At 69.5% G+C, this 26,124-nt stretch carries 25 protein-coding genes; 11 read left to right on the plus strand and 14 right to left on the minus strand.

Translation table 11 applies throughout. The features are described from left to right. Nucleotides 1–38: 38 nt before the first annotated feature. From ACFXAZ_RS21530 to ACFXAZ_RS21560, 7 genes are all read right to left on the minus strand, one after another. Nucleotides 39–455, minus strand: coding sequence for a cytidine deaminase (locus ACFXAZ_RS21530; RefSeq protein WP_384593454.1), 417 nt, complete (start codon nucleotides 453–455; stop codon nucleotides 39–41). Next, the gene (locus ACFXAZ_RS21535) at nucleotides 452–1,717 is read right to left on the minus strand and encodes an ABC transporter permease (protein ID WP_384593457.1); all 1,266 of its coding nucleotides are present in this window, start codon (nucleotides 1,715–1,717) and stop codon (nucleotides 452–454) included. Before ACFXAZ_RS21535 ends, ACFXAZ_RS21530 begins: the two co-directional genes overlap by 4 nt. Beyond that, nucleotides 1,714–2,844, minus strand: coding sequence for an ABC transporter permease (locus tag ACFXAZ_RS21540; RefSeq protein WP_384593459.1), 1,131 nt, complete (start codon nucleotides 2,842–2,844; stop codon nucleotides 1,714–1,716). Before ACFXAZ_RS21540 ends, ACFXAZ_RS21535 begins: the two co-directional genes overlap by 4 nt. Further along, nucleotides 2,844–4,580 carry an ATP-binding cassette domain-containing protein gene (locus ACFXAZ_RS21545; RefSeq protein WP_384593462.1) on the minus strand — a complete coding sequence of 579 codons (1,737 nt, stop codon included), beginning with the start codon at nucleotides 4,578–4,580 and terminating at the stop codon, nucleotides 2,844–2,846. The genes ACFXAZ_RS21540 and ACFXAZ_RS21545 overlap by 1 nt, the downstream gene beginning before the upstream one ends. A 196-nt stretch (nucleotides 4,581–4,776) precedes the next feature. After that, nucleotides 4,777–5,832: a BMP family protein gene (locus ACFXAZ_RS21550; RefSeq protein ID WP_384593465.1), complete on the minus strand. Its 1,056-nt coding sequence runs from the start codon at nucleotides 5,830–5,832 to the stop codon at nucleotides 4,777–4,779. Nucleotides 5,833–6,133: 301 nt separating this feature from the next. Continuing rightward, nucleotides 6,134–7,192: a BMP family protein gene (locus tag ACFXAZ_RS21555; protein WP_384593468.1), complete on the minus strand. Its 1,059-nt coding sequence runs from the start codon at nucleotides 7,190–7,192 to the stop codon at nucleotides 6,134–6,136. A 290-nt stretch (nucleotides 7,193–7,482) separates the two neighbouring features. Beyond that, a complete protein-coding gene (locus ACFXAZ_RS21560) occupies nucleotides 7,483–8,706 on the minus strand; it encodes an amidohydrolase (protein WP_384593471.1) in 1,224 nt (407 codons plus the stop codon). A 312-nt stretch (nucleotides 8,707–9,018) separates the two neighbouring features. Here ACFXAZ_RS21560 and ACFXAZ_RS21565 point away from each other — a divergent pair, with 312 nt between their 5' ends. Then, entirely contained in the window at nucleotides 9,019–9,690 is a 672-nt protein-coding gene (locus ACFXAZ_RS21565; protein ID WP_384593474.1) for a class I SAM-dependent DNA methyltransferase, read from the plus strand. A gap of 4 nt (nucleotides 9,691–9,694) precedes the next feature. Here ACFXAZ_RS21565 and ACFXAZ_RS21570 read toward each other — a convergent pair whose 3' ends face one another. Continuing rightward, on the minus strand, nucleotides 9,695–10,099 hold the full coding sequence (locus tag ACFXAZ_RS21570) for an ATP-binding protein (RefSeq protein ID WP_384593477.1): 405 nt from the start codon (nucleotides 10,097–10,099) through the stop codon (nucleotides 9,695–9,697). 204 nt (nucleotides 10,100–10,303) lie between these two features. On the opposite strand from ACFXAZ_RS21570, the gene ACFXAZ_RS21575 reads away from it, so the two are divergent. The 3 genes from ACFXAZ_RS21575 to ACFXAZ_RS21585 are packed head-to-tail and all read left to right on the plus strand — an operon-like array spanning nucleotide 10,304 to nucleotide 12,199. Further along, complete coding sequence (locus tag ACFXAZ_RS21575) at nucleotides 10,304–11,155, plus strand: helix-turn-helix transcriptional regulator (protein WP_384593480.1); 852 nt, start codon at nucleotides 10,304–10,306, stop codon at nucleotides 11,153–11,155. A gap of 7 nt (nucleotides 11,156–11,162) precedes the next feature. After that, nucleotides 11,163–11,357 carry a DUF397 domain-containing protein gene (locus ACFXAZ_RS21580; protein ID WP_384593483.1) on the plus strand — a complete coding sequence of 65 codons (195 nt, stop codon included), beginning with the start codon at nucleotides 11,163–11,165 and terminating at the stop codon, nucleotides 11,355–11,357. After that, on the plus strand, nucleotides 11,357–12,199 hold the full coding sequence (locus tag ACFXAZ_RS21585; protein ID WP_384593486.1) for a hypothetical protein: 843 nt from the start codon (nucleotides 11,357–11,359) through the stop codon (nucleotides 12,197–12,199). Before ACFXAZ_RS21580 ends, ACFXAZ_RS21585 begins: the two co-directional genes overlap by 1 nt. A 95-nt stretch (nucleotides 12,200–12,294) precedes the next feature. Here the strand turns inward: ACFXAZ_RS21585 and ACFXAZ_RS21590 are convergent, their stop codons facing one another. Together ACFXAZ_RS21590 and ACFXAZ_RS21595 are read right to left on the minus strand one after the other, a co-directional pair. Continuing rightward, nucleotides 12,295–13,146 carry a helix-turn-helix domain-containing protein gene (locus ACFXAZ_RS21590; protein WP_384593489.1) on the minus strand — a complete coding sequence of 284 codons (852 nt, stop codon included), beginning with the start codon at nucleotides 13,144–13,146 and terminating at the stop codon, nucleotides 12,295–12,297. Nucleotides 13,147–13,156: 10 nt separating this feature from the next. Next, on the minus strand, nucleotides 13,157–13,891 hold the full coding sequence (locus ACFXAZ_RS21595) for a DUF6879 family protein (protein WP_384593492.1): 735 nt from the start codon (nucleotides 13,889–13,891) through the stop codon (nucleotides 13,157–13,159). 171 nt (nucleotides 13,892–14,062) lie between these two features. Here ACFXAZ_RS21595 and ACFXAZ_RS21600 point away from each other — a divergent pair, with 171 nt between their 5' ends. From ACFXAZ_RS21600 to ACFXAZ_RS21620, 5 genes are read left to right on the plus strand one after another with little or no spacing between them, the layout of a single operon-like run. Then, the gene (locus tag ACFXAZ_RS21600) at nucleotides 14,063–14,233 is read left to right on the plus strand and encodes a hypothetical protein (protein ID WP_384593495.1); all 171 of its coding nucleotides are present in this window, start codon (nucleotides 14,063–14,065) and stop codon (nucleotides 14,231–14,233) included. Beyond that, nucleotides 14,230–14,388 (plus strand): hypothetical protein, encoded by a 159-nt coding sequence (locus ACFXAZ_RS21605; protein ID WP_384593498.1) that lies wholly within the window; start codon nucleotides 14,230–14,232, stop codon nucleotides 14,386–14,388. The genes ACFXAZ_RS21600 and ACFXAZ_RS21605 overlap by 4 nt, the downstream gene beginning before the upstream one ends. A 13-nt stretch (nucleotides 14,389–14,401) precedes the next feature. After that, nucleotides 14,402–15,583, plus strand: coding sequence for a JmjC domain-containing protein (locus tag ACFXAZ_RS21610; protein ID WP_384593501.1), 1,182 nt, complete (start codon nucleotides 14,402–14,404; stop codon nucleotides 15,581–15,583). A gap of 17 nt (nucleotides 15,584–15,600) precedes the next feature. Further along, nucleotides 15,601–16,491, plus strand: a complete 891-nt coding sequence (locus ACFXAZ_RS21615; protein ID WP_384593504.1) for an aldo/keto reductase — start codon at nucleotides 15,601–15,603, stop codon at nucleotides 16,489–16,491. Further along, entirely contained in the window at nucleotides 16,475–17,296 is an 822-nt protein-coding gene (locus tag ACFXAZ_RS21620; protein ID WP_384593506.1) for a hypothetical protein, read from the plus strand. The genes ACFXAZ_RS21615 and ACFXAZ_RS21620 overlap by 17 nt, the downstream gene beginning before the upstream one ends. Nucleotides 17,297–17,691: 395 nt before the next feature. Here ACFXAZ_RS21620 and ACFXAZ_RS21625 read toward each other — a convergent pair whose 3' ends face one another. The 3 genes from ACFXAZ_RS21625 to ACFXAZ_RS21635 are packed head-to-tail and all read right to left on the minus strand — an operon-like array spanning nucleotide 17,692 to nucleotide 21,320. Beyond that, nucleotides 17,692–18,759, minus strand: coding sequence for a hypothetical protein (locus ACFXAZ_RS21625; protein WP_384593509.1), 1,068 nt, complete (start codon nucleotides 18,757–18,759; stop codon nucleotides 17,692–17,694). Further along, nucleotides 18,756–19,904, minus strand: coding sequence for a polyprenyl synthetase family protein (locus ACFXAZ_RS21630; RefSeq protein WP_384593512.1), 1,149 nt, complete (start codon nucleotides 19,902–19,904; stop codon nucleotides 18,756–18,758). Before ACFXAZ_RS21630 ends, ACFXAZ_RS21625 begins: the two co-directional genes overlap by 4 nt. A 12-nt stretch (nucleotides 19,905–19,916) precedes the next feature. Then, nucleotides 19,917–21,320: a cytochrome P450 gene (locus ACFXAZ_RS21635; protein WP_384593515.1), complete on the minus strand. Its 1,404-nt coding sequence runs from the start codon at nucleotides 21,318–21,320 to the stop codon at nucleotides 19,917–19,919. A 253-nt stretch (nucleotides 21,321–21,573) separates the two neighbouring features. Between ACFXAZ_RS21635 and ACFXAZ_RS21640 the strand changes: the two genes are divergently transcribed. After that, a complete protein-coding gene (locus tag ACFXAZ_RS21640; protein ID WP_384593518.1) occupies nucleotides 21,574–22,755 on the plus strand; it encodes an LLM class flavin-dependent oxidoreductase in 1,182 nt (393 codons plus the stop codon). An 80-nt stretch (nucleotides 22,756–22,835) separates the two neighbouring features. Beyond that, nucleotides 22,836–24,974 carry an acyltransferase family protein gene (locus ACFXAZ_RS21645; protein WP_384593521.1) on the plus strand — a complete coding sequence of 713 codons (2,139 nt, stop codon included), beginning with the start codon at nucleotides 22,836–22,838 and terminating at the stop codon, nucleotides 24,972–24,974. Between the two features lie 45 nt (nucleotides 24,975–25,019). Here ACFXAZ_RS21645 and ACFXAZ_RS21650 read toward each other — a convergent pair whose 3' ends face one another. Then, entirely contained in the window at nucleotides 25,020–26,105 is a 1,086-nt protein-coding gene (locus ACFXAZ_RS21650; protein WP_384593524.1) for a hypothetical protein, read from the minus strand. Nucleotides 26,106–26,124: the final 19 nt, after the last annotated feature.

Genomic DNA, 26,124 nt, shown 5'->3' on the forward strand with positions numbered 1-26,124 from the left:
CTCCGAGTGGGGGGCTCGGAGGGGCCGCGGGGAACGGGCTATCCGGCGAGGTGGCCGGGCCCGAAGGCCTGCGGGAGCATGTCCGACAGGGGCAGGATTCCCGCCGGGGTGTCCACCAGCAGGCCCGGGCCGCCGAACTCGTACAGCAGCTGGCGGCAGCGTCCGCACGGGACGAGGAGGTCGCCGTTGCCGTCGACGCAGGTGAAGTGGGTCAGCCGGCCGCCGCCGGTGCGTTGCAGCTCGGAGACCAGCCCGCACTCGGCGCACAGGCTGAGGCCGTAACTGGCGTTCTCCACATTGCAGCCGGAGACCGTGCGGCCGTCGTCGACCAGGGCCGCGACCCCGACCGGGTAGCCGGAGTAGGGCGCGTAGGCGTGGGTCATGGCCTCGCGGGCGCGTCCGCGCAGCGCCGCCCAGTCGGGCTCGGGGGCGGCGGTGCTCGCCGGCCCGCTCACTTGCCCTGTCCCTTGCGGTACGGCATCCCGTCCGCCTTCGGCATCCGCAGCCGTTGCGCGGAGAGCGCGAGGACGACCAGCGTGATGACGTACGGCGTGGCCGAGACGACCTGGTTGGGGACCTCGTTGGTGCCCGCGTACCAGGCGAAGACCAGGGCGCCGATGACGAGGGTGATGGCGGCCTTGACGTATTTCTTGCGTACGGCCATCCAGATCGCGCCGATGATCAGCAGCAGGGCGGCGAGCAGGAGGAGGGCGTGGACGTTCTCCGAGCCGCCGCGCAGGTTCAGGCTGTCGGTGTAGCCGAACAGGCCCGCGCCGATCGCGAGGCCGCCCGGCATCCAGTTGCCGAAGATCATCGCGGCGAGGCCGATGTAACCGCGCCCGCTGACCTGGCCCTCCAGATAGAAGGGGTTGGCGACGATGGACAGGAAGACACCGCCGAGGCCCGCCAGGCCGCCGGAGATGATGACCGCCAGGTACTTGTACTTGTAGACGTTGACGCCGAGCGACTCGGCGGCGACCGGGTTCTCGCCGCAGGAGCGCAGCCGCAGGCCGAACGCGGTGCGCCACAGGATCCACCAGGTGGCGGGGATCAGCGCGACGGCGATCAGGGTCAGCCAGGAGACATTGGTGACCAGGCCGCCGAGCAGTCCGGCGATGTCGGAGACGAAGAACCAGCCCCGGTCGTTGAGATCCCGGAGCCAGTCGGACAGTCCCGGCACGGTGAAGTGGCCGAGCGACTCGACCGGCGGGGACTGCTTGGCGGAGCCGCCCTGGCGGCCCTCGAAGGCGAGCGGCGCGAGATAGCGGGTGGCGCCGAGGGCCAGGATGTTGATCGCCACACCGGAGACGATGTGGTTGACGTTGAAGGTGACGGTGACGATGGCGTGCAGCAGTCCGCCGAGGCAGCCGCCGATGATGCCGACGAGGACACCGGTCCACGGGCCCCACTGGAATCCGGCCCAGGCGCCGAACCAGGTGCCGAGGATCAGCATGCCTTCGAGGCCGATGTTGACCACGCCCGCGCGCTCGGCCCACAGTCCGCCGAGACCGGCGAGGCCGATGGGCACGGCGAGCTGGAGGGCGGTGGACATCTGGCTGACGTTGGTGATGCCGTCGGCGCCGGTGATGATCCGGACCAGCGAGGTCAGCGCCAGCCCGCCCGCGATGATCAGCAGCAGGACGGGCAGGGTCAAGCGGCGGCCGGTCGGCGCCGCGGGCTGCCGCGTGGGCTGGTTGAGGTCGGTCACGGTCGTCATCGGCCAGCCACCTCCTTCGTGGTGTTGTCGGTGCCGGTGGCGCCGAGGACATGACCGGCGGCGAGTTCGGCGCCGACCCGGCGCTGCTGGCGGCGCAGGCCCCACTCGCGGACGGCCTCGTAGGAGACGACGACCGAGAGCACGATCAGGCCCTGCATGATGACGGCGATCTCTTTGTCGTACCCGTGGAAGTCCAGCTCGGGGGACGCCTTGTCGAGCCAGGCCCACAGCAGCGCGGCGAACGCGATGCCGACCGGGTTGTTCCGGCCGAGCAGCGCGATGCCGATGCCGAGGAAGCCGATGCCGGTCGGGAAGTTCAGGCTGTAGGTGTGGGTGTCGCCGAGCAGGATCGGCAGGCCCGCGAGTCCGGCGATGGCGCCGGAGATCAGCATGGCGGTGAGCACCATCCGCTTGGGCTCGACGCCGCTGGCCGCCGCGGCGGTCTCGGAGGCGCCGGAGGCGCGCAGGTCGAAGCCGAAGCGGGTGCGGTTGAGGGTGACCCAGTAGCCGATGCCGAGGAGGACGGCGAGGACCACCAGGCCGTAGATCTCACCGGCCGCGCCCATGTCGATGCCGGGCACCCAGCCGGACTCGTGCATCTCGCCGGTGGTGTTGTTGTTGCCGACCTTGACGCCGAAGACGTCCGGCAGCCACATGTACGCGATGACGGCGGTGGCGATGGCGTTGAGCATGATCGTCGCCACCACCTCGCTGACCCCTCGGGTGACCTTGAGGACACCGGCGATGCCGGACCAGAAGGCGCCGGTGCACATGGCGGTGAGCAGCAGCAGCGGGATCTGGAGCACGGCGGGCAGGTTGGCGTGGGCGCCCACGACGGCGGCCATCATGGCGGCGAGCTGGTACTGGCCGTCGACGCCGATGTTGAACAGGTTCATCCGGAAGCCGATGGCCACCGCGAGGGCGGCGATGTAGTACATCGACGCCTGGTTGATGATCAGGACCTGGATGTCGGAGAAACCGGCCTGCTCGAACATCAGGGCGAACGGCTCGACCGGGTTCTTGCCCGAGGCGATCAGCACGATCGCGCTGAGCACGAAGGCCACGGCGAGCGCGATGACCGGTCCGGCCACCGCGAGGAGCACCCGCTCCTTGTCGAACTTCTTCATCAGCGGGCCTCGTCTTCCGGAGACGCGGGGGACGGTCCGGTCTTGCCGGTCTCGGGGGTGTCTGCTGGGGGCTGAGCGGTCCCCCGGGTCTCGGGCGTCCCAGGGGCCTCCAGGGCCTCCGGGGCCTCGGGCGCCTCCGGGTCGCCCAGCGTTTCGGGGCTGTCCTCGTCCAGGTGGCCGGTGGAGGCGCCGGTCATCGCCGAGCCGAGCTGCTCGGGGGTGATGTCGGCCGGGTCGGCGTCGGCGACGAAGCGGCCGTTGTAGATCACCCGCAGGGTGTCGGAGAGGCCGATCAGCTCGTCGAGGTCGGCGGAGATCAGCAGCACGGCCAGGCCCTCGCGGCGGGCGTCGCGGATGTGGTCCCAGATCGCGGCCTGGGCGCCGACGTCCACGCCCCTCGTCGGGTGGGCGGCGATCAGGAAGCGCGGCTGGTGGCTCATCTCACGGCCGACGATCAGCTTCTGCTGGTTGCCGCCGGACAGCGAGGCGGCGGTGACGTCGATGCCGGGGGTGCGGACGTCGTACTCCTCGACGATCCGGCGGGTGTCGGCCTGGGCGGCCTTGAGGTCGAGCCAGACGCCCTTGGCGTTGGGCTTCTCGGTGACATGGCCGAGGATACGGTTCTCCCAAAGGGGCGCCTCAAGGAGCAGTCCGTGGCGGTGGCGGTCCTCGGGGATGTAGCCGATGCCCTGCTCGCGGCGCTTGCGGGTGGCCCAGGAGGTGATCTCCTGCTGGGCCAGGACGATGGTCCCGGAGTCGGCGGAGCGCAGACCGATGAGGGCGTCCACCAGTTCGGTCTGGCCGTTGCCCTCGACGCCCGCGATGCCGAGCACCTCGCCCGCGTGGATGGTGAAGGTGATGTCGTCCAGCAGGGCCTTGCCGCCGGGGGCGACCAGGCGCAGCTTGTCGACGGCGATGACCGGCCGGTCGGTGACCGTGGAGTCCCCGGTGTGGGGCGTGGGCAGCTCGCTGCCGACCATCATCTCGGCGAGCTGCTTGGTGGTGGTCTCGGCGGGGATCGCCGTACCGACCGTGGTGCCCCGGCGTATGACGGTGATGTCGTCGGCGACGGAGAGCACCTCGCCCAGCTTGTGCGAGATGAAGATGACCGACAGGCCCTCGGCGGTCAGCTCGCGCAGGTTCACGAAGAGCGCGTCGACCTCCTGCGGGACGAGGACGGCGGTCGGCTCGTCCAGGATCAGGGTGGTGGCGCCCCGGTAGAGGACCTTGAGGATCTCCACGCGCTGCCGGGCGGCGACGCCCAGCTCCTCGACCAGCAGATCGGGCCGGACGTCCAGGCCGTAGCGCTCGGACAGCTCCTTGATCCGGCGGCGGGCGCGGGCGCCGATGCCGTACAGCTTCTCGCTGCCCAGGACCACGTTCTCCAGGACCGTGAGGTTGTCGGCGAGCATGAAGTGCTGGTGGACCATGCCGATGCCGCGGGCGATGGCGTCGGCGGGCGAGGAGAAGGTGACTTTCTCGCCATCGACGGCGATGACGCCCTCGTCCGGCTTCTGCATGCCGTACAGGATCTTCATCAGCGTCGACTTGCCGGCGCCGTTCTCGCCGACGAGGGCGTGGACGGTGCCCTTGCGGACGGTGAGGTGGATGTCGTGGTTGGCCACGACGCCGGGGAAGCGTTTGGTGATCCCGGCGAGTTCGACGGCGGTCGCCTGACCGCCCGCCGCCGCGGAGGCCGGAGGGCTGCTGGACGCGTTGATGGCGCACTCTCCCATGCAAACGGGGTCGAGGGGGGTCATCTACACGCGTAGCGCCCCTACGGCATATCTACGAGGGGGCCACGCACCGAGACAACGGGGTACCGGGAGACAGCCTCCCCGTACCCCGTCGAGCGGACGTGACCCGGTGGTTACACGCTGCTCAGAATGCTCGTACCGCTGGTGCTGGTACCGCTGGTACCACTGATGGTGCTCAGCTGCTCTTCACCGTGATCTCGCCGCTGATGATCTTCTCCTTGGCCGTGTCGATGGCGGTCTGGAGCTCGGCGTTGTCCGCGAACTGCGGGTTGGAATCCGCCAGTCCGACCTCGCCGGTCTTCAGATCGCCCTTGACGATACCGGTCTCGGGCTTGCCGTCCTCGACGGACTTCGCGAGGTTGAAGACCGCCTTGGCGACGTCCTTCGTGGCGGAGGTGAGGATGGCGTCCTTGTACTGCGCGAGCGCCTCCTGCTTGTACTGGTCGGAGTCGACACCGATCGCCCACACCTTGTTGGCGGAGGCGGCCTCGATGACGCCCTGACCGGACAGACCGGCCGCGGCGTACACCACGTCGGCCTTCTTCTCGATCTGGCCCTCGGCGGCGGTCTTGCCCTTGTCCGGGCTGGAGAAGCCGCCCTCCTCCGCGGTCTGCGTCAGGTACTGGGTGAGCACCTGGACCTTGGGGTCGGTGTCCTTGACGCCCTGCTCGAAGCCGGCCTGGAACTTGTGGATCAGCGGGATGTCCACGCCGCCGACGAAGCCGACGACATCGCTCTTGGTGCTCTTGGCGGCGGCGACACCGGCGAGGTACGACGCCTGCTCCTCGGAGAAGACCAGGTCGGCGACGTTCGTCGCCTCGATCGTGGAGTCGTCCACGATGCCGAAGGTGGTGTCCGGGTACTTCTCCGCCGCGGCCTTCAGGGCGGTCGCGTAGGCGTAGCCGACACCGACGACCGGGTTGTAGCCCTGGCGGGCCAGGGACTCCAGACGCTGCTGCTTGTCCGCGTCGGTCTCGCCCTCGGTGGGCTCGACGTCCTCGGTCTGGTAGCCGAATTCCTGCTGCGCCTGCTCCAGACCGGCGTACGCGGCGTCGTTGAAGGACTGGTCGCCCTTGCCGCCGACGTCGTAGGCGATGGCGAGGCCCTTGTCCGCGCCGTCCGACTCTGAGGACGAGCTGGACGAGGACGAGGTGCCGCCGCAGGCCGCGAGGGCGAGGGCCAGCGAGGCGGTCGCCGCGCCTGCGACCGTGATCCGGGAAATCCGGCGCATGAGTGGTGCTCCTGTCGTACAAGCGCCGGGAGGGTTCAGCCAGGATCGGCTTCGGCGCTGGTTTCGCCGCAGATTAACGCGCGTAGACCAGCCTGAAAACCCCTTCTGTCCACCTTGTTATCCGGCCGTGCCCAATGCCCTGCGGGCGGCGGGCGTGTACTGCCTGCGGGTTGGCTGCCTGGTTGGCTGTCGCAAAGGGGCTGCGGGCTGGCCGGGAACGCCGAAGCGGGCGGGACGACCGACCCCCACCCGCTTCGTACGGCTTACTGCCGCTTTGCCAGACTTTTACGTCTCTGGACGGCTACTCGGTGGCGACCTTGATGGTGCCGTCGATGATGCCCGCCTTGGCCGCGGCCACCGCGTCGGTCAGGCCCGCGACCTCGGCCATCTTCGGGTTGCTGTCGGCCAGGCCCACGCCGTCGACCTTGAGGTCGAAGGTCTGGGTGCCGGTCAGCGGCGTGCCGTCCTCGACGGACTTGCTCAGCGCGTACACCGCGCCGCCGACGTCCTTGAGGGCGGAGGTGAGGATGTAGTCCTTGTACCCGGCGAGGGCTTCCTGCTGGTACTGGTCGGAGTCGACGCCGATCGCCCAGACCTTGGCGGTGGCGGCGGCCTCGATGACCCCCTGCCCCGACAGCCCGGCCGCCTGGTAGACGACGTCGGCGTCCTTCTCGATCTGGCCCTCCGCGGCGGCCTTGCCCTTGTCCGGGCTGGAAAAGCCGCCCTCCTCGGCGGTCTGCGTCAGATACTGCGACTCGACGGTGACCTTGCCGCCGGAGGTGTCCTCGACGCCCTGCTTGTAACCGGCCTCGAACTTGTTGATCAGGGGAATGTCCACGCCGCCGACGAAGCCGACGATGTTGGTCTTGGTGGCCTTGGCGGCGGCGACACCGGCGAGGTAGGAGGCCTGCTCCTCGGCGAAGACCAGGGAGGCGACGTTCGGGCCCTCGACCACGGAGTCCACGATGCCGAAGGTGGTGTCGGGGTAGTCCTTGGCCACGGCCTCCATCGCGGGGCCGTAGGCGAAACCGACGCCGATCACGGGGTTGTAGCCCTGCCGGGCCAGCGAGGCGAGCCGCTGCTCCTTGTCGGCGTCCGTCTCGCCCTCGGTGGGCTCGACGTCGGCCGTCTTGTAGCCGTACTCCTGCTGCGCCTTCTCCAGACCGGCGAACGCGGCGTCGTTGAAGGACTGGTCGCCCTTGCCGCCGATGTCGTAGGCGATGGCGAGACCGAGTTCCTCGCCGCTGGAGCTGCTGTCCGAGGCGGTGTTCTCGTCACTGGTTCCACCGCAGGCGGTGGCGGCGATGGCGAGCGACGCGACCCCCACCGCGACGCGGGTCAGTTTGGAAATCCGACGCATCTGAAGTTCCCCATTCTCCAAAGCCCCGCAGTGGGTGCTGAGTTCGGCGCACATTAACGCGCGTAGACCATCCTGGGAACGGGGTATCGCCGTGCCGTTATCCATTCGTGCCGATGGCCGGTTACGTCCTTGTGTCCGACCGGGTCGAAAGGGATGGCGGGGGGTTTTTCGCGCGGGAGGTGGGGGGTGGTTGGGGGGCGCGGGCGGGTGCGGGTCCGATGTGGCTGGTCGCGCCCACGCGGCGGAGCCGCACATCGAAACAGCCCCGCGCCCCTTAGGTGGGCTGGTCCTCAGCCTGTGATCAGTGCTGCGGCGGTGAACAGCTCGACGCCCACGGTGATCGCATGCTCGTCGACGTCGAAGTCGCCTTGGTGCAGATCGCGTACCGCGCGCTCGCCCGGGGTGCGGACGCCCAGGCGGGCCATGGCGCCCGGGACGTGTTCCAGGTACCAGGAGAAGTCCTCGCCGCCGAGGCTCTGCTCGGTGCTCTCGACGGAGTCGGCGCCCCGGCGGACGGTCATGGCGTCGCGCAGCAGTTCGGTGACGGCGGGGTCGTTGACGACGGGCGGGACGCCGCGCACGTAGGTGATCTCGGACTTGGCGCGGTGGAGGGTGGCGACCTCGTCGATCGCGGCGTGCACGATGTCGGGCGCCTGGCGCCAGGCGTGGATGTCCAGGCAGCGCACGGTTCCGGACAGCTCGGCGTGCTGCGGGATGACGTTCGGGGCGTGGCCGGATTCGATGCGTCCCCAGGTGACGGCGAGCCCGGCGCGGGTGTCGACCCGGCGGGCGACGAGCGCGGGAACGTCGGTGACGACCCGGGCGACGGCCGTGACCAGGTCGGTGGTGAGGTGCGGGCGGGCGGTGTGGCCGCCGGGCCCGTCCAGGGAGATCTCCAGCCGGTCGCAGGCCGAGGTGATGGCGCCGGTACGCAGTCCGATCCGGCCGGCGTCCACGCGGGGGTCGCAGTGCACGGCGATGATCCGGCCGACGCCGTCCAGCACCCCGCAGTCGATGGCGTCGGCGGCGCCGCCGGGCAGCACCTCTTCGGCGGGCTGGAACAGCAGCCGCACGGGACGCGGCAGCCGCCCCTGCCGGTGCAGGTCGGCGAGGACTAGCCCGGCGCCGAGGACGGCGGTCGTGTGCACGTCGTGACCGCAGGCGTGGGCGCGGTCGGGCACGGTGGAGCGGTAGGCGCAGTCGGCCTTGGCGTCCGGGATGGGCAGCGCGTCGATGTCGGCGCGGAGCGCGAGCATGCCGGAGGGATCTCCGGCGGTGTCGTCCGGTACGCCGATGTCACACACGAGTCCGGTGCCCATGGCGAGTACGCGGGGCTCAAGGCCCGCCTTCTCCAGCCGGGCCTTGATCGCGGCGGTCGTACGGAACTCCTGATTGCCCAGTTCTGGATGCATGTGCAGGTCGCGACGGAAGGCGACGAGTTCTGCGCGCAGGGCCTCCGGCAAGGTGCCGGGCAGGGCGTCTCCGGGAAGATCGACCTCGGACTCTGGGGACATCAATTGCTTCACCCTCTGAAGGGTAGGCCGCCCGCACGGTCAACTGACCCACGATCAACAAAACTTCAGCCGGTTAGGGCAAAAAATCTGGCCGTACGGGGCTTAGGAGTGGACTTGGATGGGTAAGCTTGCCGCCTTTTCCCGCGGCGCTCCCTACGAGGACAGCACCCGTCCCCACCAGGACAGCACCCGGAAAAAACGTCCCACCCTCCACCTTTACCACGCCCGCCTCCAGACTTGCCGAACTGTTCATCTGACGGGACAGGGCGATGGGAGGGCGCCGTACGGGTGACTTCGGTAGCGTGCGGCGACGTGACGAACACCAGCGAGGGGCTGCCCGCCCAGGATTTCGTGCCCAGCACGCGTGACGCGTACGACGCGATCGCGGTGGAGTACGCCGATGAGCACGCCGACTGGCTGGCGGACCGCCCGCTGGACCAGGCCCTGGTCTCGTCATTCGCGGACCTCACCCGCGAGCACGCGCCGGCGCCGGTGGCGGACCTGGGGTCGGGACCGGGGTACGTGACGGCCCGGCTGCGTGATCTCGGCGTCCCGGTCTTCGGCGTGGACCTCTCCCCCCGCATGGTGGAAATGGCCCGCCGCGCCCACCCTGACCTGCGGTTCCATGTCGGTTCGATGACGTCGCTCGACCTGCCGGACGGGACGCTGGGCGGGGTGGTGGCGCTGTTCTCGATCATCCATGTCCCGGATGACCACCTGGTCGGGTTGTTCGAGGAGATGCGGCGGGTGCTGGTCCCGGGGGCACCGGTCCTGCTGAGCTTCCAGTCCGGGGACGAGGACGAACACGTACACCTGACCGAGCGCTACGGCCACGAGATCGCGCTCGACTACTACATGCGGGCCACCGGGACGGTGACGGAGGCGCTGGCCAAGGCGGGTCTGACGGTGCGGTCGCAGACCGTACGGGAGCCGCAGGGCGAGGAGAAATGGGCGAAGACGTTCGTGGTGGCGTCGAGGCCGTAGCCCGTCAGGCTCCCTTCAGCTCGCACCAGACGTACTTCCCCCGGTCCCTGACCTGCCAGCCCCAGTGATCCGAGCACGCCCGTACGAGTTCCAGCCCGCGCCCGTCCTCCAGATCGAGGGCCCGTCCCAGGAGGCAGGGCGGGTCCGGCGGCGCGGGGTCGGTGTCCCAGGCCCCGATCCACACGGCGCCCTCCGGGTTGCGGCGGACCCTGAGCGCGGCGGGCCCCTTCGTATGCCGCACGGCATTGGACACCAACTCGGCGGCGAGCAGCTCCGCTGTGTCCACGAGGGTGATGAGTCCGTGCAGGGTGAGGATCAGGCGGAGGGTGCGGCGGCAGACGGTGACGGCTCTCAGGTCGTTGGGGATGGAGAGGGTGTAGTCCCAGGTTTCGACGCCGTTTTCGGGCATGGGGGATCAACTCCGGTGGGGGGTGGGGGTGTTGGCGTGCGGTGGCAGTGCCGCGGCCGTCCCGGGCAGGGGGGAGCGGTGCGCTTCCGCTGCGCGTTTGGTGCGTCACCGACGGTAGGGCTTACTGTTAATGCATCGCAAGCCGATCGCGTAACCTGACGCCCGAACGAGTCGAGTTCACCGACCTGTTGAGGGGATCGTTAAATGCCATTGAGGTCCGAGCCGACAGCACGTCAGCTGCGCCTAGCTACTGAGCTGCGCAGACTGCGTGACGCGGCAGGACTCAGCGCGAGGGAGGCGGCGAAGCTGCTCGGAGTAAGCCCTCCGCACATCAGCCAGATCGAGTCCGGCCACACGGGCGTGAGCGAGAGCCGGCTGCGCCGACTCGCCTCCAACTACGCTTGCTCCGATCCGGAACTCATCGATGCCTTGGTGGCTATGGCTACCGACCGCACGCGGGGGTGGTGGGAGGAGTACCGGAACTCGCTGCCCGCCCCGTTCCTCGACCTCGCCGAGTTGGAGCATCACTCGACGTACCGAAGCGATGTGGAGTTCCTCTTCATCCCCGGCCTGCTCCAAACGGATGACTACGCCAGGGCGGCCTTCTCATCCAGGGTGCCCGAACTATCTGAGGAACAGCTGGAGTTGCGAGTGCGGCACCGGATACAACGTAGGGTCATCCTCGAAGAGCCTGCTCCTGTGCCGTACAAAGCCATCGTGCACGAAGCAGCACTTCGCGTGAGACTCGGTGATCGAGCCACCTCACGCGCCCAGCTCGCCCGCGTGCTGGAACTCTCGGAGGCGGATCACATCACCGTGCAGGTCACTCCCTTCGACCTCGATCATTTCGGAGGCTCCTGGACTCCGATGATGCTCTCAGGGGGTGCCGTACCCAGTCTGGACACCGCCGCCCATGACGCCCGGCACGGCACCAGGTACATCAATGACCAAACCCAACTCGGCATATTGCGAACGCTCTTTCGTAGAGTAGAAGCTGTCTCCCTCGACACAACGCGCTCGCGTGACGTCATCCGTCGAATCGCCAAGGAACTGTGAGAGCACCGTGACCACCCACGACATCTGGCGGAAGTCGTCGTACTCCGGCGGCAATGACGGAGACAACTGCGTGGAGATCGCCACCCGCCCCACCCACATATCCATCCGCGACTCCAAGACCCCCGGCCGAGCGACCCTCACCTTCCCCCCTGTTGCCTTCACTCCGTTCGTCAGAGCCCTGAAGAACGCCCAGCTCTCCTAGTGTTCTGGTCCCCGGAGTCGGAACTGATCATCGGCGGCTGGCTGCTGGCGTTCTTCGCCGTGGACGTCGCCTTACGGGTGGCCAGGTGGCGCGGCGCCCGGACCGACCGCGCGGTCATCCGCCGGGCCATGGCAGAGGGCGTCTCCCCCGTACAGGCGGCATATCAGCGTGCCCGGTGGATACCGGACGCGGCGGAGGTCGCCGTCTGCGGTCTCCTCGCGGACGGGATCGCCCAGGTCTCGGACGACGGAATGCTCACCGTGGCGGCGTCGGCGCCGGTACCGGCTGATCCGGCACTCCGGGAACTCGTTCTCGCACTCAAGGCACGGAGCGAGACCGGCACCCGGTTCTATGAGGTGCTGAGCGAGGACGACTTCGCGGCGTTCCGGGCCCGGGTCACCGAGGGGGCGTTGCCCCTGAAGCAGTACAACGGGTCGGAGCGCATGGGGCTGATCTGCTACGCCTTCCCCGTGGTCTTCGGGATGGCGATGCACGGCGGCTTCTCCGACGCCCCGGCACCCGGCGAGATGGTCGAGGCCGAGTTCTGGGCCTCGCTGCCGGTGATCGCCTGGCCGGTGCTGTGTCTGTGGGCGGTCGTGACCTGGCCGGACTCGTCCACGCCACGCTGGCCCCGGTTCAACCGCCACTGCTGGCAGATCGCCGACGCCGAGGTGGCGCGGACGCCCGTACGGGATCTCAGCGCACTGCGGCTCCACCGGTTCCGGCCGAGACCGCCGCGAACGTCCGGGGCGGGCGCCGGTGGGCGGACACGGGGTGCCGGGGACGGCGACGTAGGGGACTGGGGCGGGGACTCGGACGGCGGGGGCTTCGACGGCGACTAGTGTCTCCGTCTCGACCCTGTTTCACCGCACCTGACACTCTGCCAACTCATTGAAGTATCGTCAGCAGCCATGATCGGAGGGCACGCCAGCGCGTCTCAACGGGGGTTCAGCGCACGCCTGGCCGCGTTGATGACGTTGTGAGCGTCGGCTCCGTACACGGCCGACTCGCGCAGCGTGGCCCAGACCTTCGAGTACAAGGCGATGTTGTCGGCGTCGTCCAACCACATCTCGGCGTGCCAGTCCTCGGCAACCACCAGGCGGTCATCAAGGACCCAGAAGCCGTTCCCCGGCACGATCTTGACGGACGCCTTGAACGGGACAATGCCCAGCTCGACCGTGTCCATCCCGAGCATTCCCGTAAGGCGGTCGAGCTGGGCGGCCAGCACCGAGGGCGGGCATATCAGCGACCACAACGCGGCTTCCCACGTCAGGACGTGCAGCTTGCGGCCAGGCCGGTACAGCCACTCTTGCCGCTGCGCCCGGGACCGCACGGCAGCCTCGATGTCGTTGGCTCCGCCCAGCAGCTCGGAATAGCGCTGGATGACGTGGCGCGCGTACTCGGGAGTCTGCAACAGGCCCGGGATCACCGACTCTTCCCAGATCCACATGTCCGAGGTGCGGTCGATCTCGCCGCTCAGCCCCTCGTGCAGCGGCCTGAAGCCGTTCGCCAGAGCACGACGCCATGACCTGATGTGCGACTCGAACCCCGCCAGCCGGGCCGCGAGCTCGGCGTACGCGCCCGGCTGCTCGGTCGCGACGGCCCACGCCTTCAGATCCTCGGGGGTGGCCGTCTGCCTGCCGTTCTCCAGCTTGCTGACCTTGGAGCCGGGCCAGCCGAGCCGTTGGGCAAGCTGCTGACCGGTGAGCCGACCACCGGGGCACGAGAACCGGAGTTCGCGCAGTCGCGCCCCCAGGGCCACCCGTGCCTGTTGATAGTCGGTGCTCACCGGTCACGCGTCATTCGGTCGCGGCGAACTGGTGGAACGGCACAGCGCGGTGCATCGCCTCGTCCCGCACGATGGCGTACCGCACGACCTCGGCCGGTGCGGTGATCAGCTCGATGTTCGTGATGTTGTCGGCGTCATCGAAGTGCAGCAGCGCGACCAAGCGCGAGTCGAAGATCCAGAAGTCTTCGGCGGGCAGGTCAGCCGCGTCCTCGCGCCACAGGTACCGGATGTCCTCGCCGACCGCCGCGTTGTGCCGGGCGTAGTCGAGCAAGAACCGCTGTTCGGTGGTCATCGGGCGGTCGGCGACGCGCACTCGCCCGACGCGCTTGCCTGCCTCGGTCTGGGCCTTGATGTTGACGAACCAGGGCTCATCAGGATCGCAGGGCGAGGATCCGGTGGCCAAGAACTCCTGAAAGTCGGGGTCCTCACGGTCCGACGCGTAACCGCGTCGCGTCTCCAGCCTCCAGGCAGTGTGCTTGAAGGTCTCGAAGAGGCGGCGAAAGGCGGCCCGGTCGACGCGTTCTGGCACGCGCTCCACCTCCTTCGGGCCCCAGTTCACGAGCAGTTCGCGCGGCACGGCCACCGCCGCATCGTCCGGCCCGAAGTGGTTGAGCTGCGCGAGGTCGTCCGGGTCGGTGACGGGCGTGCCCTGGACGATGATCTCGCCGGTTCCCTCGTCCGTGTGCAGGGCGGGGCAACCGTCGACCTTGCTGTCCGTGCCGGTGAAGCGAAGCTGACGAGCCATGGACTCTCTCCCTCCGAAGGGCTGATCCACTCAGCATGACCGGAGGTCCGGCTCGGTTCTACGGGGTCAGTCGGGATGGAGGAGAAAACACCAGCAATCTGAACGAGGCGTCGAGCAAACACGAGAAAACAGCGTATCGCCAGCCAACCCCCCACTTCTAGTCTCCGGTTCATGGCAACGAAGAAGCCGGATGTCGCCTCGTACGCGGCAGTGAAGCCGCCAACGATGCTCAGCCACGGTGAACTGCCGTACCCGGCTGGAACGCTTGTCGAGGATCCTGCGAAACCGAGTGTGGAGACCGGCTCCACGCTCAACCACCAACAACAGATGAGGAGTTCATGATGGAAACTCGACACGAGGAGCAGGCGGGTGCCCAGTCGGCACCCGCGCCGGGCGGCGGTCTGCTGCTTGCCCGCGCCAAGGTGAAGGCCGCGCGAGAGCGCATGTCCGTCCCCTCCGACAACACTGGCGGCAAGTCCGACCAGAACGACAGCTGACAGGACTGGACACATGACCGCTGAGCCCCATGCGGTCGTCGCACACCTCGGCGAGGACTTCCTCGCCGAGGCGTCCGGCCGCACTTACCGCCTCATGCCCGGTGGTCAGGCCGTTGCCGGGCTTCTCGACTGGGATGACGTGAACGAGATTCTCGCCCGCCATCGCCTTGAGGCACCGCGGCTTCGCCTCTCGGTCAATGGTGTGGCGGTTCCGTCTGATGCCTACACCGTGCGGGAGGTCGCAAGGCGGCGCACGGTCTGGAACCGCCTTCATCCGGCAGCCCTGCACGAGCAGCTCGCCAAGGGTGCCACGCTGGTGATCGACTCGTTCGACGAGCTTCACCCCGGCGTGCAGAGCCTTGCCGGAAGCCTTGAGACGGCACTGCGCTCTCGGGTCCAGGTGAACCTCTACGCCTCTTGGACAGCCACCGAGGGCTTCGGTGTCCATTGGGACGATCACGATGTGGTGGTGGTCCAGGTGGACGGGCGGAAGCGTTGGCGAATCTACGGTCCGACCCGCGTCGCCCCGACGTATCGAGACGTGGCAGAGGCTGAGATGCCGCCGGAGGAACCAATAGCAGAGTTCGTTCTCGTCCCTGGGGACGTGCTGTATCTGCCGCGCGGCTGGTGGCACGCCGTCTCTGCCTCTGAGGGGGAACGGTCGCTGCATCTGACGTGCGGGCTGACCACCACGACTGGTCGTGATCTCGTTTCCTGGGTTCTGGACAGCCTCCTCTCGGAGGAACTGGTCCGGGCGGACCTCCCCCACTTCGGCTCGGCCGCAGAAAAGCAGCGGGCGGTCAACGGGCTGCGGGAACTCATCGTCAAGGAGTTGGCCGACGGTAGCCTGATCGACCGTTACTTTGAGCACCAGGACGCGGACGAGCGGGTACGGCTCCGGCCCAGCCTCCCGTTCGTAGCCGGAGTGCCAGCTGATCCTGACCTCCGGGCGCGGCTGCTCGCGACTCGTCACACGCTCGGCACCGACGAGGACGGCAATGCCGTACTGGCCGCAGGGGGCGAGTCCTGGACCTTCGCCCCGCCCGCCCTGCCCCTGCTCGAACGCCTCACCGACCGGTCGGAGCACCGGCTCGCGGATCTCGTCAGCAGTACCGGCCTCACGCTGGAGCAGGCGGCGGCAGTCGTCGGAGAACTGGTAGCCGGGCAGATCGTCGCGGTCGGGGGCGCGGTATGAGGGGTGCAGAGTTGGCCATGGGCACGTACCGGACGCACGGGATGGTCGCGGCAGCCCGGTCCGCCATTGCCCAGGGAGTGAGGTGGATCGACACCGCTCCGAACTACCAACAGGGGACCGCCGAGCAACAGCTCGCGTCTGTGCTGGCCGCGCATGCGTCCGTCCGGGTATCCACGAAAGTCGGCTTCCCCGGCCCGGTCGGCCGGCGGCAGGCCGTGAAGGCGGGGATACGCACGCCCTGCCGCACCGGGGTGGGGTACAGCCTCGATCCGGCCTTTGTCAGATGGCAGGCCGAGCAGAGCAGAGCCGCACTCGGCCGGACTCCGGACGTCACCTTCGTTCATAACCCCGAGCACGGCGACCCTGATCCGGGCGAACTCGATGCTCGTCTCCTGGGGGCCTTCCGGGTACTGGAAGACTGTTGCCGACAGGGGGTGATCAGGGGGTACGGGGTCGCCACCTGGTCGTCTCTGCACGACGGGTCCCTGACGGTCCCCCGTCTCTTGGATCTGGCTACCCGGGCGGGCGGGGCGGCACACGCGCTCAAGGCCATTCAGCTTCCTTTGAGCCTCGTCCACAGTGGCCCGATGTCCGATGCGCTGAAGGGCCGTGGCGTCCTCTGTGACGCCCACGAAGCCGGACTGGAAGTCTTCGCGTCGGCTCCGCTCCACGGCGGGGAACTGCTGGAGATCGTGACTCCCGGCGTCGCGGAATTGGTCTCGCCTGGCGCGACACCTCTCGATGTTGTGTTGGGTACCGTGGCTTCCTCGCCGGGCGTGACCCGCGTACTTCTTTCGGCCAGCACGGCTCATCACTGGGCAGATGCGGCCCGACTCATCCGCGTGACCCGAAGCGGCCCCTTGCACAGCACCGAAATCACGAGGATCTTGGATGCCTTCCGCTCCTGACCCGGCCACGGCACAGCGCATGCGCAAGGCGTTCGAGTACGCCGCCTCCGTCTTCGGCCTCCGCCCGGCCGGGGATGCAGAGACCTGGGGATGGGACGGCAAGACGCTCAGCGGCCCCGTGACGAGCGGTCGGTGGCTCCGCGTCGCGGCGGCACTGACGGAGAAGGCTGCTCGGGCCGCGTGGGACGGGGCGGAAACCGCGCAGGAGGCGATGCCCGACAGCGTTCCCCGGCCCCGGCTGGAAAACGTCCGTCAATGGTCGGAGGCCACATACACCTACCGGGCGGAGGTCCACGAACGCATTGAGGGCGGCGTGATCAGCTCGACCGTCATGCCCCCCTCGGGGCTCGACCTCCCCGACGCGTGGTGGGGCTCACTCCGCAATGCCCTCGGCGCGGTCTCCGAGGTCCCCACGGACAGGGTGGCCATCCGCCAGGAGCGGCTTCACTGGGCTATGCCGGAGTTCCTGGGCATCCAGGTGGATACCGAGATCCCGGAGTGGGCGACGCTGCACGCTGACATTCAGTGGTCGAATCTGGTCGGGCCTGAGCTGTGCATCCTCGACTGGGAGCGATGGGGCTTGGGCCCGGCGGGATACGACGAGGCCAATCTCTACGTTTCCAGCCTGTCCGAGCCCTCTGTCGCGGATCGCGTCCAGCGCGAGTTCGCCCCCGCACTCGCATCCCCCTCGGGGCGCTTCTCCCAGTTGGTTGTGGCCGGCGAGTACCTCCAAGGCATCGGGCGCGGCAACAACCTGGAGCTGGAAGCGCCCCTGCGGGAACTCGTCGCCCGTCTGCTCGGCTGACCCTTTCCACATGAGAAACGCCGACCGGACCTCTACTCGGGCACCCGCACCGTGGAGGAAACAGTGCGACGCTGGCTGCACGGACAGCACAGCACGTATCCCCATCTGTGGCCGCCTCCCGTGCGAGTCACTTTGAGCCCGGCCGCCTCCGCCCTCTTGAGCGCGGCTTCCACGTCCTTCTTCTGATGCCGGTCGCCGATTCCCATGGCCATACGTGCTGCTCGCAACCGGGAGGAGGACACGGAACCAGATGCGAAACCTCCCGATCCAGCCAACCCACCCGCCCGCGGCCAGGCAGCCGGGAGGCGTTCAGCCCTCCCATCCGCGCTCGCGCGGGGCAGCGCGCACGGTTGCGGGACCGACGCACCCAACCGCGTCACCCCCGCCACCCCGGCTCACCACCCCTCCGACCACCACGCGATAGACGCCAGATCCCTAGGGTCGATCCGTGGGGCGCGGGTCATGTCCGGGTGGTCGGTGACAGGGTGGGCCGAGTAGCGCGGGACCAGGTCGGACCAGTCCAGGACGCCCCGGATCAGGCCGCCCAGGGCTGTCAGGTAGGTGCGGGTGGGCGGGCTCAGCGTGGGGGACACCTCCGCCCTCAGGCGGCAGAACTGGTCGATGATGCGGTTGCACAGGTGGACGGCCTCCGTGGTCGCCTCCGCGCGGGTGCACGCCAGTTCGTGGGCGATGACGTTGACGATGTTGTAGTCGAGGGGGCCCTCCTTGGGGGCCGAGCCCAGGTCGCCGAAGAGGGACATCACGATGGACGCGGCGTCGGTCAGGGCGTGGACGGACGGGGTCTCCAGCTCGGTGGCGTCCGGGCCCGGGCCCGCGCACAGGTCGACCAGTGCCGCGCCCGCCGCCCCGGCCGCGGTGTACATCCGCAGATAGAGGAAGTCGTCCAGCGTGGGCAGCACGCCCCTTTCCGCGTCCAGCAGTTCGCGGGCCACGCCCGTCATGTACCGGGCGTGCGAGTCCACCCAGCGGCGGATCTGCGGCGCCGAGACCCGGCCCTCCAGGTACAGCCGCATGTCCCGGAGCAGCAGGATCACCGGGTGCAGTCCCTCGGGGCGGCGCCAGGGGTCGTTGAGGGTGCGGACCAGTTGGGGGGCCAGCAGGGCGTAGTTCCGCTTGCGGTCCGCCAGTTCGCCGTGGTCCAGCAGCGTGTCGAACAGCAGGCCCCACACGATGTACGCCGAGGAGAACCGGAGCAGGTCCTCGGGGGCGTCCGGGGTGAGCATGCAGGCGCAGTGGGCGGGGGCGCAGGCCACCAGCATCTCGCGTTCGGCGGCGCTCGCGCCGAATCCGAAGCGGGCGAACCAGTCCAGGGTGTGTTTCTCGATGCTCCCGGCCCGGGTGGGCGGGGTGTGCGGGATGGGGCACTTGATGTGCGAGAGGGATGGGTGAGGGGAGGTCACGGGGGTGGTGGGGGGCAGGGGGTTACGGGGGGCCGTGTTCATGGGGTGCTCCTCACGTCCTGCACACCGCTCGGGTCCGGTGACGGCACGCCCCGCACGCTCAAGCGGCGGGCCGCGTGCAGCAGTACGGCCGTGTAGGCGTGGTCGTCGGAGCGGAGGCGGGCCAGGGCGGCGCAGGCCAGGTCCGCCTCCTCGTGGACCATGGCCCGTGCCGTGTCCAGCGCGCCCAGCCGGGTCAGCAGCCCCCGCATCGCCGTGAGGGCCGACGCCGGGTCGTCGCCGCCCAGTAACGCCCGCCGCATCGCGTCCCGGTCGGCCGGACCCGCCCCCCGGTAGGCGAGCAGGACCGGCAGCGTGGGGCGCCGGTTGCGCAGATCGCTGACCGGGGGCTTCCCCTCCGTATCGGGAGCGTCGTACGGCAACAGGTCGTCCCGTAGCTGGAACGCGACCCCGAGATGGTGGCCGAACCGCCCGACCGCGTCGATCACGGGCTTCTCCGCCCCGGCGAGCACGGCCCCCACCCGGCACGCCGCCTCGAACAGCACGGCGGTCTTGGCCTCCGCCATCCTCAGGTATTCCTCCACGGTGCTGTCGATCGCCCCGGCCATGGTGATCTCGTCGTAGGCGCCCCCGCAGACCCGGCTACCGGCCGCCGACTGCACCTGCATCGCCAGTGCCACCCGGTCCACCGGGATGCCCCGCCGCGCGCATTCGGCGAGCGCGGAGAACCACTCGAAGTACAGGGCGTTCCCCGCGACGATCGCCTTCCCCGGGCCGAACACCGTGTGCGCCGCCGGACGGCCACGGCGTTCCCCGTCCTGGTCGATGATGTCGTCGTGGAGCAGGCTGCCGACATGGGCCGCCTCGAAACCGACCGCGGCCGGAACGGTGGCGTACAGCGAGCCGCCGGTGGCCAGGGCCGAGCAGAGCAGCAGTACCGGGCGCAGGAGTTTGCCCGGGGGGAGCATCGCGTGCCGGTGCAGGGTGGCCATCCCGGTCGCTGCCCCTGCCCCGCCAGTCGTACCGTCTGCCCTCCCGGCCGCTGCCGCACCGGCCGGCTCGCCGGACATCCCGCCCGTCGCCCCGTCCGCCTCACGCGGCCAGCGCCAGCCGATCTCGTCCGCGACGGCGCTCCGCAGGATCTGGAAGGTGGACAGCGCGCCGGGATCGTCGTCCTGGGCGACCATGGCGACCTCCCCTCACCTCGCGGACCCGGCCGTGGGCACGTGGTCCGGCACCGGGCCCCGCCGGGTCAGGTCGAAGTGGAGTCGGCGCGGGATGTTGAGGGCCATCAGCGGGGTCAGCCGCAGATCGGCGCCCGGTGCGGGGGTGGTGTCCCAGCGGCCCGCGATGGTCGCCAGGCCGATGACGGACTCCGTCAGGCCGTAGACGTCGCCGATGCATTTACGGGCCCCGGCGCTGAACGCCTGGAACGAGCCCTTCGGCATCGCCGACCGGGCCTCGGGCAGCCAGCGGTCCGGGTCGAAGCGTTCCGGGTCCGGGAAGACATCGGCGTTGAGATGGACGGCCGGAGGGCAGATGAGGATCGGGGCTCCCTCGGGCAGGCGCACCCCGCCGAGATCCACCGGCACGGTCGTCGCCCGGGTGAACAGCCAGGCCGGGGTCCGCACCCGCAGGGTCTCCCTGACGACCCGCTCGGTGACCACCAGCGCGGGCAGATCGTCCCAGCCCGCCGGACGGCCCTTGAGTACGTCGTCGGCCTCCGCCCGCACCGCGCGGGCGATGTCGGGATGCTCGGAGAGCAGATACAGGGCCCAGGTGAGGGTGGTGGCCACGGTCTCCGAACCGCCGGCCAGCATGGTCAGGATCTGCGCCTCGATCTCCTCGTCACTGAGGCCCGGCCCGTCCTGTGCCCCGCCGGCACCGTCGTCGCCGGGGTCGCCCGCCGCGATCAGCATGGAGAGCAGATCCCCGTGGTCCACACCGTCGCGCCGGTAGTTCTCGACAATGCGCTGTACGGTGCCCCGCACATAGGTCATGGAACGGCGATGGCGCCGATAGGCCGGAAGCGGCAGCCGGTGCAGGGCGTCCGGGAAGAACATCCACTGGAAGAATCCCGCGCTCAGTGTCTCGAAGGCATGCCGGACCCCCTCGACGGTTTCCTCGTCGGCATGGGCCGAGAAGAGGGTGCGGATGACCGTGCGCAGGGTGAGCCGGTTCATCGTCGCGTAGGCGTCGATCCGTTCCCCGTTGGACCAGGAACGCGTCAGTTCTTCGATCTCCTCCTGCATGACGGAGGCGTAGTACGCGATACGGTGCCGGTGAAAGGCGGGCTGGAGCAGTCGGCGCTGCCTTCGGTGCTCGGATTGCGGGCAGGTGCCGATGCTGTTCCCGAACAGATCTCGCGCCTTGCGGTAGAACGGGCCGCCCTTGTCGAAGGTACGGTCGTCCGCCAGAATGCGCCGGACTAATTCCGGATGGCACGGGACATAGGCGCGGGTGGGGCCCAGCCTGACCTCGACCAGATCGCCGTACTCCCGCAGCGAGGCCAGGAAGTCGACCGGCCTGCGGATCAGCGGCAGGGCGTGTCCGGCGAGCGGCAGGGCGCCGGGGGCCCGTCCGCCGATGAAGGTGGATGTCATATGAATTCCCTTCCCTTCTCTTCTTTGGATCGTAGGATTTTCTTGCGCATTCCCTTCCGGGTGCCGTCTGCGCCTTCCTGGTCTTCTCTGCCGCCAAAAGGCCGGTGATCACCCCTCCGACCGAAGGGATTCACCATTTCCCTGGAGGATCTTCACCGATGAATACCCCCCGTGAATTCCCCCACGAATGCACTCTTGTCCGGGCAGTCCGCCACGGATACGCTTGACAGTCGTGCATAAATCACATTTACGCGTGGGAGTTTTCACGCCCCCCTGGCTGCTCCCGCTGACCTCGGATCCGACCCTCGCCATCCGCCGCGAGATCGACCTCATCGAGTTCCTGGACCGTCTCGGATATGACGAGGCGTGGATCGGGGAACACCATTCCGGCGGAATGGAGATCATCGGATCTCCCGAATTGATCGTGGCGGCGGCAGCCGAGCGCACCCGGCGCATCCGGCTGGGTACGGGCGTCATCTCGCTGCCGTTCCACCACCCCCTCACCGTCGCCGACCGGATCGTCCAGCTCGACCACCAGACCCGGGGGCGCGCGATGTTCGGGTTCGGCCCGGGGCTGCTGCCCGGCGACGCCCATATGTTCGGGGTGCCCGCCCGGCAACAGCGCGCCAGAATGGCCGAATCCCTCGACATCGTCATCCGGCTCCTGGACGGCGGGACGGTGACCCGGCAGGCCGGACCGCACACCCTGCGCGACGCCCGGCTCCAGCTCGGGCCGTACACCAGGCCACGGCCCGAACTCGCCGTCGCCAGCGCCGTCACCCCCTCCGGCGGCAGACTCGCCGGGCGCTACGGCATCGGCATGCTCTGCCTCGCCGCGGCGACCGGCCCCGGCTACAGCGTCCTCGACGTGAACTGGGCGAACGCCCTGGCCGCCGCCGAGGAACACGGCCAGGTCATGGACCGCTCCGCGCTGCGCCTGGTCGCCCCCTTCCATCTCGCCCCGACCCGCGACCAGGCGATCCGCGAGGTCGAAGCCGGCTTCCGGCGCTGGGCCCGGCACGCCGACCGCGTGATCGAGGGCGGCACCGCGACGGTCGGATACGCCGACTTCGAATCGTTTCTGGGCAGCGACGGGGTCACGGTCGGCACCCCCGCCGACGCGGTCGCCGCGCTCGCCCGGTACTGGGACAAGTCAGGCGGCTTCGGCGCGATCCTCAACCAGATCACCCACTTCGCCGACGACGAGGCCGGCAGACGTTCCCATCTGCTCCTCATCGACCAGGTGATGCCCGCCTTCACCGCACACTGCGCGCCCCGCCTGGCCTCCCACGACTGGTCCGCCGCCCACCGCACCACCTGGTTCGGCGACACCTTCAAAGCGGCGGAGGCGGAGATCCGCAGACATCTCGACGGGGGCCGCGCCTCCGGAAATCCACCCGAATCGGAGACCGGTCCGGGTATCGGCACCACCTGACCCGAAAAGCTGTGCAACCCTCCAGGTGAGCCATCGGTCCAACGTGGGCGAATTCCCGTCGCCCAACACAAGGGACCGAATTGAAGACATCACCCTGCGAGGGTCACGGATCGCTACCCTCCATATCCCCGACACCCCCCATATCTCCACGAGGAATTCATCCGCCCCCGCACCTTCGGCCCGATATACAAGGGCTCCGCGCGGTGGCCGTCGCACTGGTCGTCCTCTCACATGCCGCCATTCCTCCCTTCAGCGGTGGATATGTCGGCGTCGATGTCTTCTTCGTCATCTCGGGCTTTCTCATCACCTCCTCGCTGCTGCGCGAGTTGTCGACCACGGGTCGGATATCGATCCGGACGTTCTACGCCCGCCGCGCGCTGCGGCTGCTGCCCGCCTCGACGCTCGTGGTCGTCGCCACCCTGGCCGGCTCCTGGCTGTTCCTGTCGAAGGCCCGCTTCACCGAGTACGCGGGGGACGCGCTGAGCAGTGCCCTGTACGCGGTGAACTTCCGGTACGCGCTGAGCGGCACCGACTATCTCGCCGAGGGCAGCCCTCCGTCGCCGTTCCAGCATTTCTGGTCGCTGGCCGTGGAGGAGCAGTTCTATCTGCTCTGGCCGCTGCTGCTGATGCTCAGTTGGCGGCCCACGGGCCGACGCCGGTTCCTGGCCGTACCGCTCGTCGTGCTCTGCCTGGTCTCGCTCGGGCTGAGCGTCCTGACGACGAGCGGTTCGCCGTCCTGGGCGTACTTCGGCTCGCACACGCGTTTCTGGGAACTCGGCGCCGGCGCTCTCCTCGCCCTGTCCGCACGGCGACTCGACAGGCTCCCCGCCCATTGCGCCGCCCCGGCCACCTGGATCGGCCTGCTCTGCATCGCGCTGTCGGCCGTCCTGTACGACGGCGGCACGCCGTTCCCCGGCCCCTACGCGCTCCTGCCGGTGCTCGGAACCGTCCTCGTCCTGGCGGGCGGCGGCTCGCCGACTCCGTACGGCGCCCGGTGGCTGCTCGCCCGGCGGCCCGCGGTGTGGATCGGCGGGCTGTCGTACAGCTGGTATCTGTGGCACTGGCCGTTGCTGATCATCGGCCCGCTGGCCCTGGACCGCCCCGCGGACCTGCCGCTCGCGCTGGGGCTGGGGCTGCTCGCGCTGCTCCCGGCCTGGGCGACCCTGCGGCTGGTGGAGAATCCCGTACGGTTCCACGCCGGTCTGCGCGGCAGGCCCGGCCGGGCGCTGGTGCTCGGCGGGGTGCTGTCGGCGGGCGCGGCGGTGCTGGCCCTGACGTCGTCCTTCTTCCCGCCGCCGATCGACTCCGGCAGACCCGGGCCGGAGCTGCGACAGGAGACGGCGACCGCCACGGATCCGCTGCCACGCCTGCGGCAACTCCTGGAGGACTCCGGGACGAGCCTGCCCAGCAATCTGACGCCACCCCTGACCGAGGTCAAGGACGCGGAGTCCGCGGTGTACCGGGACGGCTGTCATGTGGGGTACGCCGGCACCCAGAGCCCGTCCTGTGTCTATGGCGACCCCGGCTCGGACACCGTCGTCGTGCTGTTCGGGGACTCCCACGCGGCCCAGTGGTTCCCCGCGCTCGACGCGCTCGCCCGTACCCACCACTGGAAACTGGTGTCCCTGACGAAGGCGTCGTGCAAACCGGCGAGGGTGACCACCGTCCAGAACGGCGGGCCGTACAGCGCCTGCGACACCTGGCGCACCAGGGCGCTCGCGCGGATCGCGGCGCTCGATCCCTCGCTGGTGATCGTGTCGTCCTCGGAGGCGGGTGATCCGGCGTACCCCACGAGCGATCCCGGTCAGCAGTGGACCGACGGGTTCCGTGAGACCTTCGCGGCGCTCGGGGAGTCGGGGGCCCGGGTCGCCGCCCTGCTCGACACACCGTGGCCGAAGTCGGACGCGGTCGACTGCGCGGCGACCTACCCGCTGGACCTCGGCCGCTGCGCGAGCGAGGTGTCCGAGGCGATCCGGGACCCGGCCCGCAGAGACGCCGTCCGGGAGGCGGCGGAGTCGGCCGGTGCCCTGGTGATCGATCCCGCGCCCTGGCTGTGCACCCCGGCCGGAGACTGTCCGGTCCTCGCGGGCAACGCCCTTGTCTATCGCGACGACAGCCATCTGTCCGAGGCGTTCGCCGGGGCGGTCGCGCCGGTGCTGGGCGAGGTGATCACCCCTGTGCTCGGCGAGGAGCCGCCGGACCTTTCCGCAGGGCCGTAGGCGGTAGGGCGGTAGGGCGGTAGGCCAGACCGGTGGAGCCCTCGGCTACACCGCCCGCACCGCCGACAGCCGATGCACATCCCGGGCCGTCCCCGTCACCCCCGACAGGAATCCCTGCGCCCGGGGGGACGCGTTGCGGGTGAGCCATTCCGGGTCGATGTCGCACACCGCGACCTTGACCTCCGTACCGGCGAGGGCCAGGGGGAGGGTGTGGACGACCGTGGAGGGGAAGCTGAGGATGGTGCGGCCCACCGGGCCGCGGCGGGCGATGAGTTCGAGGGGGAGTTCGGGGCGGACGATCTCCAGGCCGGTCTCCGCGTGCAGCCGGTGGAGTTTCTCGGTGCTCTCGCGGCGGTGGGCGAAGTAGCGGGTCGCGCCATGGGTCTTGGCGAGGGTACGGACCGCGTCCAGATAGCGCTCGCCGTCCACGACCCCCGTCTCGACCAGGGAGGTGCCCACCATGTCGGCGCCCTTGGTGATGCGCGGGGGGCCGAAGCGGGCGCGGGTCCAGGAGAAGTCGTTGGCCGAGACGGTGACGCCCTCGGGGGTCTCCGCCATCGGCATGGAGGAGAAGATCTCGACCCGGCGGCCGGGCCGGGGGGTCAGCCGGCGCCTCGCCGCCGAGGACACCGGGGCGAACAGCAGATCGCGCGGGCTCTGCCGGCTGCCCTTGCGGTGCCAGCGCACCAGGCGCTCACCGCGGGCCAGTTGGGTGACGAACTCCATCGTGGCCGTGCCGTCGTCCACGACGACGAGGTCACGGGCGGAGGTGATGGTGAGCAGCAGCTGTACATAGCGGGAGAACGGGTCGCCCATGACGATCCGGTCGGCGCGGCGCAGGATGCCCAGCAGGCCGCCGACCGTCTGGAAGGGGGCCGTGCTGCCGCCGCGCGCCTCCTCCCAGCGCACCTCGTAGCCCTCTTCGCGGGCCAGCTCCGACATCCGGCGCAGCTGGCCCCGGGTCATCGGGTCGAGGGGCGAGAGGACCACGAGGGTGAGGCCCGCGCCGGGGGTGTGCGTGTGCGCCCACTCCAGGACGTTCAGGAGCTGCACCGGGCTCTCGACGAACGCGAGGGTGCGGTGCGGCTGCTCTGCGGAGCGGGGGCCGGGCACTTCGGCGCGGGGACTCATCCTCGTACGACCATCCCGT

The sequence above is a fragment of the Streptomyces sp. NPDC059477 genome, assembly GCF_042749375.1.
Lineage (GTDB): Bacteria > Actinomycetota > Actinomycetes > Streptomycetales > Streptomycetaceae > Streptomyces.